The sequence below is a fragment of the Gemmatimonadetes bacterium SCN 70-22 genome (assembly GCA_001724275.1).
GTDB lineage: Bacteria > Gemmatimonadota > Gemmatimonadetes > Gemmatimonadales > Gemmatimonadaceae > SCN-70-22.
In genome coordinates this window covers 77,532-91,298 of sequence record MEDZ01000005.1, presented here as the reverse complement: position 1 = coordinate 91,298, position 13,767 = coordinate 77,532, and the positions used below count along the sequence as shown (strand labels likewise).

Annotated in this window: 12 protein-coding genes; 7 read left to right on the top strand and 5 right to left on the bottom strand. The window is 70.9% G+C overall.

From position 1 onward, the window contains the following. Positions 1–2,403 (top strand): phosphoketolase, encoded by a 2,403-nt coding sequence (locus tag ABS52_04615; GenBank protein ID ODT04539.1) that lies wholly within the window; start codon positions 1–3, stop codon positions 2,401–2,403. 97 nt (positions 2,404–2,500) lie between these two features. On the opposite strand, the gene ABS52_04610 is transcribed toward ABS52_04615, so the two are convergent. Then, positions 2,501–3,481: a hypothetical protein gene (locus tag ABS52_04610; GenBank protein ID ODT04538.1), complete on the bottom strand. Its 981-nt coding sequence runs from the start codon at positions 3,479–3,481 to the stop codon at positions 2,501–2,503. Between the two features lie 310 nt (positions 3,482–3,791). Here ABS52_04610 and ABS52_04605 point away from each other — a divergent pair, with 310 nt between their 5' ends. Then, complete coding sequence (locus ABS52_04605; protein ID ODT04537.1) at positions 3,792–5,231, top strand: hypothetical protein; 1,440 nt, start codon at positions 3,792–3,794, stop codon at positions 5,229–5,231. A 16-nt stretch (positions 5,232–5,247) separates the two neighbouring features. Here the strand turns inward: ABS52_04605 and ABS52_04600 are convergent, their stop codons facing one another. Both ABS52_04600 and ABS52_04595 read right to left on the bottom strand, forming a co-directional pair. After that, a complete protein-coding gene (locus ABS52_04600) occupies positions 5,248–5,931 on the bottom strand; it encodes a hypothetical protein (protein ODT04536.1) in 684 nt (227 codons plus the stop codon). 3 nt (positions 5,932–5,934) lie between these two features. After that, on the bottom strand, positions 5,935–7,386 hold the full coding sequence (locus tag ABS52_04595; GenBank protein ODT04535.1) for a hypothetical protein: 1,452 nt from the start codon (positions 7,384–7,386) through the stop codon (positions 5,935–5,937). 618 nt (positions 7,387–8,004) lie between these two features. On the opposite strand from ABS52_04595, the gene ABS52_04590 reads away from it, so the two are divergent. Next, positions 8,005–9,519, top strand: coding sequence for a hypothetical protein (locus ABS52_04590; protein ID ODT04534.1), 1,515 nt, complete (start codon positions 8,005–8,007; stop codon positions 9,517–9,519). A 60-nt stretch (positions 9,520–9,579) separates the two neighbouring features. On the opposite strand, the gene ABS52_04585 is transcribed toward ABS52_04590, so the two are convergent. Next, positions 9,580–9,852, bottom strand: a complete 273-nt coding sequence (locus ABS52_04585; protein ODT04533.1) for a hypothetical protein — start codon at positions 9,850–9,852, stop codon at positions 9,580–9,582. Positions 9,853–9,944: 92 nt separating this feature from the next. Between ABS52_04585 and ABS52_04580 the strand changes: the two genes are divergently transcribed. Further along, entirely contained in the window at positions 9,945–10,229 is a 285-nt protein-coding gene (locus ABS52_04580) for a hypothetical protein (GenBank protein ID ODT04532.1), read from the top strand. 255 nt (positions 10,230–10,484) lie between these two features. On the opposite strand, the gene ABS52_04575 is transcribed toward ABS52_04580, so the two are convergent. Continuing rightward, a complete protein-coding gene (locus tag ABS52_04575) occupies positions 10,485–11,384 on the bottom strand; it encodes a hypothetical protein (protein ODT04531.1) in 900 nt (299 codons plus the stop codon). Between the two features lie 794 nt (positions 11,385–12,178). On the opposite strand from ABS52_04575, the gene ABS52_04570 reads away from it, so the two are divergent. The 3 genes from ABS52_04570 to ABS52_04560 are packed head-to-tail and all read left to right on the top strand — an operon-like array spanning position 12,179 to position 13,694. Continuing rightward, positions 12,179–13,123: a hypothetical protein gene (locus ABS52_04570; protein ID ODT04530.1), complete on the top strand. Its 945-nt coding sequence runs from the start codon at positions 12,179–12,181 to the stop codon at positions 13,121–13,123. Next, on the top strand, positions 13,111–13,347 hold the full coding sequence (locus tag ABS52_04565) for a hypothetical protein (protein ID ODT04529.1): 237 nt from the start codon (positions 13,111–13,113) through the stop codon (positions 13,345–13,347). Before ABS52_04570 ends, ABS52_04565 begins: the two co-directional genes overlap by 13 nt. A gap of 8 nt (positions 13,348–13,355) precedes the next feature. Further along, entirely contained in the window at positions 13,356–13,694 is a 339-nt protein-coding gene (locus ABS52_04560; protein ID ODT04528.1) for a hypothetical protein, read from the top strand. The last annotated feature ends 73 nt before the right edge of the window (positions 13,695–13,767 follow it).

Sequence of the window (13,767 nt, the reverse complement as noted above, 5' to 3'; positions counted from 1 at the left end):
ATGGAGGCGGGAACGATGACGATGACACGCGCCACTGCGGCCAGCGGACCCCTCTCACCGCCCGAGCTGCACTCGATCGACGCCTACTGGCGCGCCGCAAACTATCTGTCGGTCGGGCAGATCTACCTGCTCGACAACCCCTTGCTCCGCAAGGCGCTGACACTGGAGCACATCAAGCCACGACTGCTGGGCCACTGGGGGACCACGCCGGGGCTGAACTTCATCTACGCGCACCTCAATCGCGTCATCCGACGCGACGACCTGGACATGATCTTCGTCGCGGGGCCCGGACACGGTGGGCCGGCCGTGGTCGCGAACACGTACCTGGAAGGCAGCTACACGGAGCTGTACCCCGACGTCTCCCGCGACATCACGGGGGTGCAGCGGCTCTTCAAGCAGTTCTCCTTCCCCCGTGGAATCCCGAGCCACGCGGCGCCGGAGACGCCCGGCTCCATCAACGAGGGGGGAGAGCTCGGCTACTCGCTGGCCCACGCATACGGCGCCGCCTTCGACAACCCCGATCTCATCGTCGCGTGTGTGGTGGGCGACGGAGAGGCCGAGACCGGGCCGCTCGCCGCGGCGTGGCACTCGAACAAGTTCCTGAACCCGGTCACCGACGGCGCGGTGCTGCCCATCCTGCACCTGAACGGCTACAAGATCGCGAGCCCCACGATCCTCGCCCGGATCGGCGACGAGGAGCTGGCGAGCCTTTTCCGCGGCTACGGCTACGAGCCGTACCTCGTCGAGGGCGCGGAGCCCGCGGCCGTGCACCAGACGATGGCGGCGACGCTCGACACCGTGGTCGAACGGATCCGCGCGATCCAATCGGCCGCGCGCGACGACGGTGAGGTCGAGCGTCCCCGGTGGCCGATGATCATCCTGCGCACCCCCAAGGGCTGGACTGGGCCGAGGGAGGTCGACGGCCGGAAGACGGAGGACAGCTGGCGCTCGCACCAGGTGCCGCTGGCGGAGCTGGCGACGAGGCCGAATCACGTGCGGCTCCTGGAAGAGTGGATGCGGAGCTACCGCCCCGAGGAACTCTTCGACGAGGCCGGAACCCTGATCCCCGAACTGGCGGCACTGGCACCCGAGGGGCGCCGGAGGATGGGAGCCAACCCGCACGCCAATGGCGGATTGCTCCTCCACGATCTCCGGCTCCCCGATTTCCGCGACTACGCCATCGCCGTACCGACGCCCGGTGTGGAGGTGGCAGAGGCGACGCGTGTGCTCGGCGCCTTCCTGCGCGACGTGATGCGGCTGAACATGGAGCGGCGGAACTTCCGCATCGTCGGCCCTGACGAGACGACGTCCAATCGCCTCGGCGCACTCTTCGAGGTCACGGACCGCACCTGGGTAGCCGATCGTGCGCCGGACGATGAGGAACTGGCCGCCGACGGTCGCGTGATGGAGATCCTCTCCGAGCATACCTGCCAGGGGTGGCTCGAGGGATACCTGCTCACCGGTCGCCACGGCCTGTTCTCCTGCTACGAGGCCTTCATCCACATCGTGGACTCGATGTTCAACCAGCACGCCAAGTGGCTCGAGGTCACGGGCGATATCCCGTGGCGGCGCCCCATCGCGTCGCTCAACTACCTGTTGACATCTCACGTCTGGCGGCAGGACCACAACGGCTTCTCGCACCAGGACCCGGGCTTCCTGGACGTGGTGATGAACAAGAAGGCGGACGTCATCCGCGTCTACCTGCCGCCCGACGCCAACACGCTGCTCAGCGTCGCCGACCACTGCCTGCGGAGCCGCAACTACGTCAACGTCATCGTGGCCGGGAAGCAGCCGGCTCTCCAGTACCTCGACATGGATGCCGCCATCAAGCACTGCACCGCGGGCATCGGCATCTGGGAGTGGGCGAGCAGCGACCGCGGCACCGAGCCGGACGTGGTCATGGCCTGCGCCGGCGACACTCCGACGCTGGAGACCCTGGCCGCGGTGAGTCTGCTGCGTGACCTCTCCCCGGAGCTCAGGGTGCGCGTGGTCAACGTGGTGGATCTCATGCGGCTCCAGTCGGCGGAAGCGCATCCCCATGGCCTTGCCGATCGGGACTTCGACACGCTCTTCACGACCGACCGGCCGGTGATCTTCGCCTATCATGGCTACCCGTCGCTCATCCACCGGCTGACCTACCGCCGGACCAATCACGGCAACTTCCACGTCCACGGATTCAGGGAGGAGGGGACGACCACGACCCCGTTCGACATGGTCGTCCTGAACGAGGTGGATCGCTTTCACCTGGTGGCGGCCGTCATCGACCGCGTGCCGAAGCTGGGCGCCGTCGCGGCCTACGCGAAGCAGGCCATCCGGGACAAGCTCATCGAGCACACGCAGTACATCGCCGAGCACGGAGACGATATGCCCGAGATCCGCGATTGGGTGTGGCCGGCCCGGTGACCCCGGGGTTTCGGAGCACGATGAGCGCGGCGAGTACGATGCCCCAGGCGAGAACGTCCGACATGGCGACGCGCTCCTGGGAGTAACGAGCCGGTGTTCACGCGAGACGGATGATGGCCCGGTGTCGCCGACTTGCGGCAGCGGCGGTGTCGGTATCAGGGTGACATATCAGGATCGGCATCGACGCTCCGAGCATGATCTCGTCCGTCACGCTGTGAGCGAGGCGTCGCCGGCGTCCGCCACACCCGTGCGTCGAGAGGGCGATGAGGTCAGCGGACGTTGTTCGCGCGTGCTCGAGAATGGCGTGCGCCGTGTGTGTGTGCGCGACGACGCGCCAGTACACGCGCGTGCCGCATCGCTCGAGCTCCGTTGCCAAGTGCGCCAGGTAGCGCTCCGCGTCACCCACGGTACCTCGCGGATCTCCAGCTTCCTGGTCGCGCGCAGGCGGTCCGTTCGGCGAAGAGCGTCGGTAGCCGGAGCGCGAGCGCACGACGGTGAGCAGCTCGAACGCGGTCGCCTCCTGGACGCCGGCCGCGGCATCGCCTAACGCCAACGCGTGGGCGAGGACGGACTCGGCGAGTTCGGAGCCATCGAGCGGCACGAGAACCCGGCGGAACAGCGGCCCGGTCGCCTCCGCGTGGCCGACCGCACCGGGGTGGACAAGGAGCACGGGTGCGTGGGACCATCGCACGACGGCGTCGGCCACGTTGCCGATCCACTCGCGGCTCCTGCCGCCGAGGCCGTGCGTCGCCATGACGATGAGGGCCGAACGTCTGTCGGTGGTGTGGCGGCACAGCGCCTCGGCCGGTTCCCCGTCCAGAACAGTCGCTGTCACCAGTACGTTGCGGGTGATGTCCAGCCGGGTGGCGAGCGCGGCGAATCGTTGGCGGAGTCGGCCTCGCTCCTCCTCGATATACGCGGGGTCGCGAACTGGCGCGCCGAGCGTCTGCCTCGTCGATTCGTAGACGTGCACGAGTTCGACCGGCGCGTTCACACGCTGGGCGACAGCGAGGGCCAGTCGTAGAGCAGGGTCGGCAAGCGAGGAGCCGGCCAACGGGACGATGATCGAGGTGAACATGGGATACTCCACCCAGTGGGTATCGGCTTCAGCCGGAACTGTGCGCAGTACCAAAGAGTAGCTGCGTTAGCTGAAGACGCTCTGAGGCGCCCATGAGGACTCAGGGCGGCGCCCGTGGTGGCGTCACCTTCCTGCTCAGCGAGCCCTCAGCCCAGCATCAGCATCGCGCGTTACCCTCTACTCGCAGTCCTCCCGACCGCACGTGGCGCGCGATGAGCAGGTGCTAGGAGAGAACCGGTCAGGAGCATGACGAGGAGGCGGGATGGCACCAGCAACCCATGAGAAGCGTTTCGCGGCGGCCGAGCCCCCGATGGCGCCGCGGTTCGGCACGTCCGGATGGCGCGCCGTGCTAGGGGACGAGTTCACCGTGGCCAACGTGCGGCTCGTCTGCCGTGCCATCGCCGAACACGTGCGGGAGACGGCGGCGCCGGCGTCGCGGGGCGCACCCGAGATCCTCGTCGGCTACGACACGCGCTTTCTCAGCGAGCGCTTCGCCAGCGTCGCGGCGGAGACACTCGCGGACGGCGGGCTGCGCCCGCTCCTCTGCGAGGCCGCGACCCCCACACCGGCGGTAGCCTTGCACGTGATCCGCCGAGGACTCGCTGGCGCGGTCACGATCACGGCGAGCCACAACCCGCCCGAGTACAACGGCGTGAAGTTCACGCCGGCCTGGGGTGGACCCGCCCTGCCAGAGACGACGCGGGCCATCGAGGCGCGCATCGACGTGCTCGCCGGCGTTGGGGTCACCGCGGCGGCGGACCGCGGGGCCGTCGCCGACGCGACCCGCGCCGCGCCGCGCCCGGTCGATGCCCGGCCCGACTACCTCGAGGGGCTCGCGCGCCTGGTGGATCTCGAGGCGATCCGCCGCCAGCGGCCGTCCATCGTGGTGGATCCGCTGTACGGCGCGGCGCGCGGGTACCTCGACCACCTGCTCGGCCGCGCCGGCGCGCGGATCACGGTGCTCCACGATCACCGCGATCCGTACTTCGGCGGCCGCCGCCCCGATCCCGACGAGACGGGGCTCCGCGAGCTGTCGAGTGCCGTCGCGGAGGGCGAGGCGGAGCTGGGCCTCGCGACCGACGGCGACGCCGACCGGTTTGGCGTGGTGGACGAGGATGGCACGTTCGTCGCGCCCAACCTCGTGCTCGGGCTGCTGCTCGATTACTTGGCCGTGACGCGTGGCTGGCGAGGTGGTGCAGGGGTGGCCCGGTCTGTCGCGACCACCCACCTCGTCGACGCCGTCGCGGCCGCGCACGGGCTGACGGTGTACGAGACGCCGGTCGGCTTCAAGTACATCGGCGCGCGCATCGCCGACGGCAGCGCCGTCTTCGGCGGCGAAGAGAGCGCGGGGCTCGCGATCACCGGCCACGTCCCCGACAAGGACGGGGTGCTCGCCTGCCTCCTCGTCGCCGAGATGGTGGCGCGCACAGGCAAGGGAATCCGCGAGCAGCTGGTGGAGCTGTTCCGGCGCGTCGGGGCGTTCCACACCGGTCGAGTCGACGTGGAGCTCACGCCGGACGTCCGGGCACGAGTGGCGGCGGTGCTCGCCGATCCTCCATCAGCGCTCGGCGGCGTCGCGGTGCGCGAGGTGAACCGCATCGACGGAGGCAAGTTCCTGCTCGCGGACGGCGCGTGGTTCCTGCTGCGCCCCTCGGGGACGGAGCCGCTGGTACGCTGCTACGCCGAGGCGGAGAGCCCGGAGCGGCTCGTCGCGATCCTCGCCGCAGGGCGCCAGCTCCTCGGTGCGTGAGCGGCGGCGCGCGGCACTACGCGGCGGCGAGGTCGCCCGCCGGCCGTCGCGGCTTCAGGCGGAAGATCACGTACACGAGATAGAGCGACATCAGGGCGCCGCCGAAGCAGAACACCGAGATGTAGGCGAAGCGGAAGAACAGGTACGTCGTCACGAAGACCAGGCTCACCAGCACGCCGAACACCCGCAGGCGGCGGTCCGACGTGATCAGCAGCGGAGCGGTGATGATGAAGAGGTAGATCGCGTAGGTGGCGTTCCGGCCGACCACGAAGTCGAGCAGCTCGGTGCCCCCGTAGGCGATGGCTCGATTCAGGAACGTCGTGACGAGCCAGCCGTCGTGGGCGAAGTAGGGCACGTACTGCAGGCCCCCGAGCGTCCCGCCGGCGATGGCGAAGAGGAGGTAGAGCGGCCTCCGCCGCGACGGCTCCACGAACAGCGTGGCGAAGGGCACCCACACCGGCCAGAGGAACCAGGCGAAGAACATGTAGGCCAGGGAGAAGGCCGCGACGAGCGCGGGGGCCTGGCGCGCCCCCCCCATCCACACCATCCCCTCGCTGAACTGCTGCAGGCCGAAGAGGAGCGGCAGCACGCCGATCGCCAGGTAGCGGCGGTCGGTCGTGTAGGCACGACGTGCCGTGAGCGCGCCCGCCGGCACGAGCACGACAGCGGCGGTGAAGCTGGCGGTAGCGGAGAAGCACATGCCCTAGAGTAAGCCCGCGATGACGCTGGCGCCACGCTCGAGCAGCCGCGCCGTCCACGGGCGGCGGCGGAACTCGTCGAGCCGGATCTCGTCGGCGAAGCGCAGGTCCTCCAGAAACAGCGAGTCCAGCGTCGCGCCGACGCGCAGATCACGGGTGACCAGCGCGACCTCGTTGTTGTAGGCGAGCGAGCGGTTGTCGAAGTTCATCGTCGCCACCGCCGTCCAGACACCGTCGACGACGAACGTCTTGGCGTGGATCGTCGTCGGCCGGTACTCGTACATGCGCACCCCGGCGGCGAGCAGCGACTCGTAGCGGCTGCGGCCGGCGAGCCACGTCGTCCTGACGTCCGTCTCCGCGCCGTTCGTGAGGATGCGCACGTCCACCCCGCGCCGCGCCGCAGCGGCGAGCAGCTCGACGAAGTCCGCGTGCGGGACGAAGTAGGCGTTGCTGACGTAGAGCGTGCGGCGCGCCCCGGCGATCGACAGCGCGAGGAACCGTTCGGCCGTCGTGCTGCCGGTGAGGGGCGGGCTGTAGAGCAGGGCCGCCGTATCGCCAGGCATGGATGCGGGCGTCGCACCGACGGTAGCGCCGGCGGTGGCGCTGCGCTCCCCCGGCACGGGATACGGGCTATCCGTCGGCGAATCGACCTCCGGCTCGAGGGCGATGTCGGTCAGGAGCTCCCCGGTCGCCTCGGCCCACTTGGCGACGAAGACCGACTGCAACTGCCGCACGGCCGGGCCGGTGAAGCGGGCGTTCGTCTCCCGCCACTCGGCCCGCGTTCGCCCGCGCCCGAGCCACTTGTCGTCGAGGCCGAAGCCGCCGGTGTAGCCGACCGCGCCGTCGACGACGACGCCGCGGACGTGGGAGCGGTGGTTCGCCCGATCGAGGGCATACCAGCGGATCGGCCGGAACTCGGCCGTGCGGGCACCGGCCGCCCGGAGCGTGTCGAGGTAGCGCTGTGGGAAGTCCTGCGCGCCGAACGAGTCGTAGAGGAAGTATACGTCCACGCCGGCACGCGCGCGGCCGGCCAGGATGCGGGTGGCGCTGTCTGCCACCGCTCCGGGGCCGGCGTAGTACATCTGCACGGTGATGGAGCGCCGCGCCGAGCGCAGGTCGGCCCACAGGCGCGGAAACGTGCCGTCGCCGTCCGCGAGGACCTCGATCCGGTTCCCTGTGGTGAGCCTCGTGCCGGTGAGCAGCGTCGCCGTCGCGCCGAAGCGCGCGTCGGAGACGGCGGGGACGCCGGCGACGCCTCCCGCCGAGAGCACGTTGCGCACGAGGGGATTACGGAGGACGTGCGGCAGGCCGACGAGCGCAAAGACGAGCACCGGGACGCTGACCACCAGGAGGATCACCGCGGCCCAGATGAGCTTCCGGCGTAGACGCCGGAACTGCTCCGGCCAGCCGCAGTCCGGGGTCATGGCCGCGCCGAGGCGCTGCCCGAGCGCTCGCACGCGGTGCGTGCCCGACGGTGACGGGCCGCGATCGCGACCGCGGCCGCGACGCGTACCGGCGGGAGGCACTGACCCCCGGTGGGATGGCCGGTCGCTGGGCGTGGGCCCCATCAGCGCCGAGCCTCCGTCGCCGGATCGGGACGGGGCTCGGCGGCCGTGGTGGCCGACGCTGCCGCGACGCGCATCGAGTGCTGCGGTGCGGGAGGCGCCTGATAAGCCGGGACCTTGGACGTGGCGCCTGCGTGGGGAGCCGTGGGGTCCGACGGGTGGGACATGGTATTGCTCCGGGGCTGAGGCGGCCATTGTCCTGTCCTCCACAGCATACGTCCGCCACCTGAGGTGCGCCTGAGGCGCGGGTGAGTGAGAGATGCGATTCCGCGACGTCCGCGACGTCCGCGACGTCCGCGACGTGCGCACCGCCAGCATTCACGCGGTCCTCAGCGACCGTTCAGGCGGCGTGACCACCATTCGGCAACCATCCGGCGCTCGTGGAGTGCGGCGCGCCGTCGGGACGTGGCAGGCTCCCTCATACTTCGCACGATGAAATCCGCTCTGTACCGCGCGGCGGCCGTACCGGCCGGCCGCGCCTCGCTCCCGGCAGCACGTCCTGCCACACGCGTGGCCACGCCACGCCCTCCCCGCTCGCCCGCACTCGGCCAGCCGGGCGGCGTCGTGCACCTGACGGCCGAGTGCTGGCCGTTCGCGCGAACAGGGGGCTTGGGCGAGGCGGTCGCCGCGCTCGCCCGGCACCAGGGTGCCGCCGGTCAGGTCGTGACCGTGCTGATGCCCCTCTATCGGGCCGTGCGCGACAGGGTCCCGCGCCTCCAGCCGGTGGGGCCGCGCTTCGCGGTGGAGCTCGCGGGTTGGTCGACGCAGGCCCGGATCCTCGAAGCCGCGCCCGACGCCGACGAGGTGGGGGAGTCCGGACCCGCGCGCGTCCTCTTCCTGGATCTCCCGGATGCCTTCGACCGACCGGGCCTCTACGGTGAGGGTGGGACGGACTACCCGGACAACCCCTGGCGCTTCGCACTGTTTTGCCGGGCGGCGCTCTCCATCCTTCCCTGGGTCGCCCCCGAAGCGCGCGTCGTGCATGCCCACGACTGGCACACCGCCCTCGCACCGGTCTACCTGCGTACGGACTGGGCGGCGGATCCGTTCCACCAGCGCCTCGCCAGCGTCCTCTCCGTCCACAACGCGGGGTATCAGGGGCACTGCGCGCCCGAGACGCTGCCGCGGCTCGGTCTTCCCGCGCGGCTGTACGACTGGCGGCGGCTCGAGTGGTACGGCCGCGTGAATCTGCTCAAGGGAGGCATGGCGTTCGCCGACGCCGTCGTCACTGTGAGCCCGACCCACGCGCGCGAGCTGTGCGCGCCCGACACCGGCTTCGGCCTGCACGGCGCCTTCGTCGCGCTCGAGGACCGCCTGGTCGGCATCACCAACGGCATCGACCAGCGGGTGTGGGATCCGGCGCGCGACCCCGACATTGCGGCCCCGTTCGGCGTGGGCGACCTGGCGGGCAAGCGGCTCTGCAAGGCGGCGCTCCAGCGCACGTTCGGCCTCCCCGTGTCGGACTCGATACCGGTCGTCGCCGTCTGCGCCCGGCTGGCCGCGCAGAAGGGGCTGGACCTCCTCTTGGCGGCAGAGGTCCCGGCGAGCGTCCCGGTGCAGCTTGTGGTGCTCGGGGAGGGAGAGCCGGAATACGCACGGGCACTGACGGCCCTCGCCGCCGCGATGCCCGACCGCGTGGCCGTGCAGCTCGCGTTTCGCGACCGGCTGGAACACGTGCTGCTGGGGGGCGCCGACCTGCTGCTGATGCCTTCGCGCTACGAGCCCTGCGGCCTCACGCAGATGCGCGCGCAGCGTTACGGGGCTATCCCTGTCGCCCACCGAGTCGGCGGGCTGGCCGACACCATCGAGGACGGTGTCACAGGATTCCTGTTCGACGAGTACACGCCGGACGGCCTCGTCGCCGCGTTGCGGCGGGCGCTGGACCACCACCGCGAGCCGGTGGCGTGGCGGCGCCTCGTCCGCGCCGCCATGGCACGGGACTTCGGGTGGGAGGGATCGGTGGAGCGGTACCAGACCGTGTACCGGCGTGCGTGCCGTGATCGGGCACGCCCGTCGGCCTCCTGAGCCGTTCCGCTTCCCGATCCGACCGACGGGAATCCTCCCGACAGGTCGAGCCGTCGGCGGTCAGCGCGCGACCGCCGACGGTGCAAGCCGTCGGCGCAGCAGGTTGTAGACGGGGCAGAAGACGAGGCCCGCGTACGCGCCGAAGAGGAAGCTCTCCACCAGGCCGAGAAGGAAGCCGCGCCACGTCAGCCACTGGAAGCCGGGCAGCACCTGCTCGAGAAAGGGGCGCATGTGCAGGCTCTCCGGGACGATCAGGCCGTGCGTCACACAGACGAGGAACGTGATGGCGGCCCAGATGCCGAGGGACCAGGAGACGAGCTTCGTGTCGAGCATGGTGGCTTCTCCGTCAGAATGGTGCACCGTCGTTCCTGCGCGACGAGCGTGAGCCGTCGCAGCCGGCGTGCGGGCCCGGCCACTCAGTGGCGATGACCACGAGGCGCCCGTCGTGCGTCGGCATCCGGTACGTCATCGGCATCGCTCGGCGGCCCTTCGCCACCGACCCGGCGGTCGTCGCCGTCACGCCTGCCGTGGCCGCCGTGACCGCCGTGACCGCCGTGACCGCCGTGACCGCCGTGACCGCCGTGACCCATGTGGACGAACAGGAACAGGATGGTGACGACGAGCCAGAACCAGTTTTCCCTGAGCCACTCCATGTGGGGCCTCCCCGGAGCCGTTCCGGATGTCTCCCGGATGTCTCCACTGCGTGGTGATGCGTCTCGTGGTCACGCCGTGGCGGGTGTCGACCGGCGGGGAGCCGTCGAGGGGAACCAGGATTGAGGCGTGCATCACGACCTTCAAGATCTGCCGCCGGGCGACATCGGGCCGTGGCGAGCGGCGGGTAGTGGGGGGTAGTGGGGGTGTCAGGCTCGCACACCGACGTAGCCGGCGTCGCGCATGCTCTGACCCGATGATGATAGCATCGTGCCGGAAGCTGAACGTCACCTGTGGCCCGGCTGAGCCGACGGTCACACGGCGCGGCGTGGGCGCGCTGATGGGTCGACCGCCCGGTCTCGTGACGGAGCGCGGCGCATCTCCCGGGACATGGCGACCAGGCCGAGCACGATGACGAGCACGCCGGCTCCCTCGAGCACGCCGATCCGTTCGCCGAATGCGACGGCGCCAAGCCCGAGGCCGAGCACCGGGATCAGGAAGAGGAACATCGAGAGGCGGCCCGCATCCTCGTCCTGCAACAGCCAGAACCAGAGCGTCGTCGGCAGCGCGGTGCCGAGGAGCGCGAGGAAGAGGAGTACGAGGGCGAACGTCGCCGTCCACCGGATCGCGAGGCCGCCCGGCTGCAGTGCCGCCATGATCAGGAGCGGCACGCTCCCGATGACGAGCTGCCACCCCGTGAGAGCCACGAGCCCGGGACGGACCCGGATGCGCTTCACGACGACGCTCCCCACCGCCGCTCCAGCCGACGCGCCGAGGGCCAACGAGGCGCCCATCGCCGACCCACCGCCACCGACCGGGGCGGTGATCGCCGGATAGAGGATCAACCCGACGCCCACGAGGCCGGCCGCCAGTGCCAGGCCCTTGCCCCGGGTGAGCCGCTCACCAAGAAAGAGGGCGCCGAGCACGAGGACGAGCAGCGGCTGCACGTTGCCGAGCACCGAGGCGAGCCCTGCCCCCATCTGCGCGGGGCTCGCGAACATGGCCCCGTAGGTCGCGGTCGTGGCCGTGAGCGCAAGCAGCGCGAGCGGCCAAGCGTCGCGCCGCGCCGGCCGCCAGGGCGTCCGCAGCGACGCGCTGACCGCCAGCAGGACCACGCCGGCGATCAAAGCGCGCAGGCCGCCGAAGACGAGCGGTGGGGCGTCCGCGAGGCCGAGCTTGATGCCGACGTAGCACACCGCGGCGAACACCGTCACGGCCAGGAGTGCCAGCCAGCGTACCGGCGGTACCGGCGCCCGCCGTTGGATCGCGGCTCGCCTCACCGGCCTCATCGTACGCGCCACGCGCGGTCAGAGCGGATATCCTCCCCGACGCCAGGATCGAGCGCCCCCGCTGGTGCGGCGGTCGGCCCGGCGGACGCGCCGTCGCGGCCGCGAGGGAGATGCTGTCGATGCCCTGCTCGACCAGAAAGCGTGCGAACTCCGGATAGTCGCTCGGCGCCTGGCCACTGACGCCGATCTCCTGCCCTACGCTGCGAGCCGTGGCCGGCACGTCGCCCTGCTCGTCGAGGACGTGCCGCTTCAGGGTGGTGCGGTTGCCGGGGCGCGCATGCACCGTCTCCGCGACGGCCCACCCGCAGCACGTCGGCGAGGCCGAGGTCGTCCAACCAGAGAATCCAGGAATCGGTCATCGTCTCCACGCTCCACGCGGACGGTGGGCGCCACCGTCGAGCGGTCGGCGCACGCGATCGCCGAGGACTCCCGTCGCGCCGAAGCCGTACGATGCGCTGGCTGGATGAGGACGCGGTGAATGCCGCATGAGGACGACGGTCGCGTCGCGCCGAGCGTCATGCCACGGCGCGCGTCGGCGTGGTCCGCCACTGTGCCCTCAGTCCGGCCTCAGGTGCCTCTCAGCTTGCGCCGGCATCATTCGCGTACAGCGGTGGAGATCGCAGCCAGGCGCTGTTCGGTCTGGTCGCGCTGATCGCCGGCGAAGCAACGGCCGGCATTCGGATGCGACAGTCGTGACAGTCGTGATGGCGCGAGGCACAATGACGCAACAGCACGAGGAGACGATGACGCGAGAGCCCGACGTGGAGACGTATCGGCGCCAGCCGCTGGCGGAGGATGTTGGTGCCGTCGGCGAAACGGACGTGACGAGCCTCTCGTCCGGCGGCAGCCGTCGAGCTGCCTCACTGTGGCCGGCGGTCCTCTTCCTGGCCACGCTCGTCACGACCACCTGGGCCGGGGCGCTGCACCAAGGCGTCAACCTCCTGGTCGAGCCGGCGCGGTGGATGCTCGGTGTGCCGTACGCACTCGCGCTGGTCGGTATCCTCGGCATCCACGAGCTCGGGCACTACCTGGTCGCGCGCCGTCGGGGGGTGGACGTCACGCTCCCTTACTTCATTCCCGCGCCAGTCTTCCTCGGCACCTTCGGAGCCTTCATTCGGATGCGGAGTGCCGCGCGCGATCGCGCCACCACGTTCGACATCGCGGTCGCCGGTCCGCTCGCCGGGCTCGCCGCCGCGCTGGTCGCTCTCGCCGTCGGCCTGCGCGGCGAGGCGGTCGTCGTGCACGGCGGCACGACGCCGGCGTCGTCGTTTCTCTTCGGCGCAATCTATACGCTCGTCACCGGCGCCTCTCCGCAGGAGGCCGTGCAGCTCGGTGCGCTGGCCTTCGCCGGCTGGATCGGCCTCGTGGTGACGGCGCTGAACCTCGCGCCGGTCGGGCAGCTCGACGGCGGCCACATCGCCTACGCCCTGCTCGGGCGCCGCCGGGCGGCCCTGCTTGGCCAGAGCGTCATCGCGCTGATGGTCGCGGCGGGGCTGCTCTATTCGCGCCACTGGCTCATGTGGGCGTTCATCGCGTGGGCCTTCGCCGGCACCGGGCATCCACCGGCCCAGCACGAGGAGCCGGGGCTCGGGCGCGGGCGTGCGGCGCTCGCCGTCGCCTCGTTCGTCCTGCTTCTCGCGATCGTGCTGCCATGGCCGGGCTGAGTCCGATGCCCTTCACGGCCATGGGGCCCACCGATCACCCCGAAGCAATGTGCTGTCCGAGGAGCGACGTGACACCGATCGGTGGGGCGGCGACGGTGGAGCGCGGCTCCTCGTCTGCCCTGCCGACGCGGGGCGCCGACTCGGCGTCGTCGACGTATGCGTGCGTGTTCGAGCCGGACGACGCCACTGAGCCGGTCGGGTTGTGCAACCGTTTCGTCGGATGACGAGCCCTATGGTCGATGGTCCCCCTCCGCCGACCGGACCGACGCGCATGCCGACGGATCTCGCCGATCGGCGGCATCGCGCGCGCCTGAAACGCGCGGAGCTCGTCTCGAGTACCGGGGCCGGCGCACTCGGCGCCGGCCTGGGCGCGCTGGCCGTCGCGTACGTCGGGCGCTACGCGGTAGTCCTGATCGTCGCCGGGGCGGTACTCCACGCGTGGGGCATGCGTGAGCGCCACCGGATCGAGCGCGAGGGCGGGGGCGAACGCGTCTGGTGGTTCGAGGCGCTGTACTGGTCGTGCTGGATCGCCCTGCTGATCATCGCTGCCCTGATCGTCGCGCGACGGTAGGGCATCCGTTACGGATGGATGCGGCGTCGCGCGACGCCCTCTCGCTGGCGGCGCTGGGGGAGGAACCTGGCCC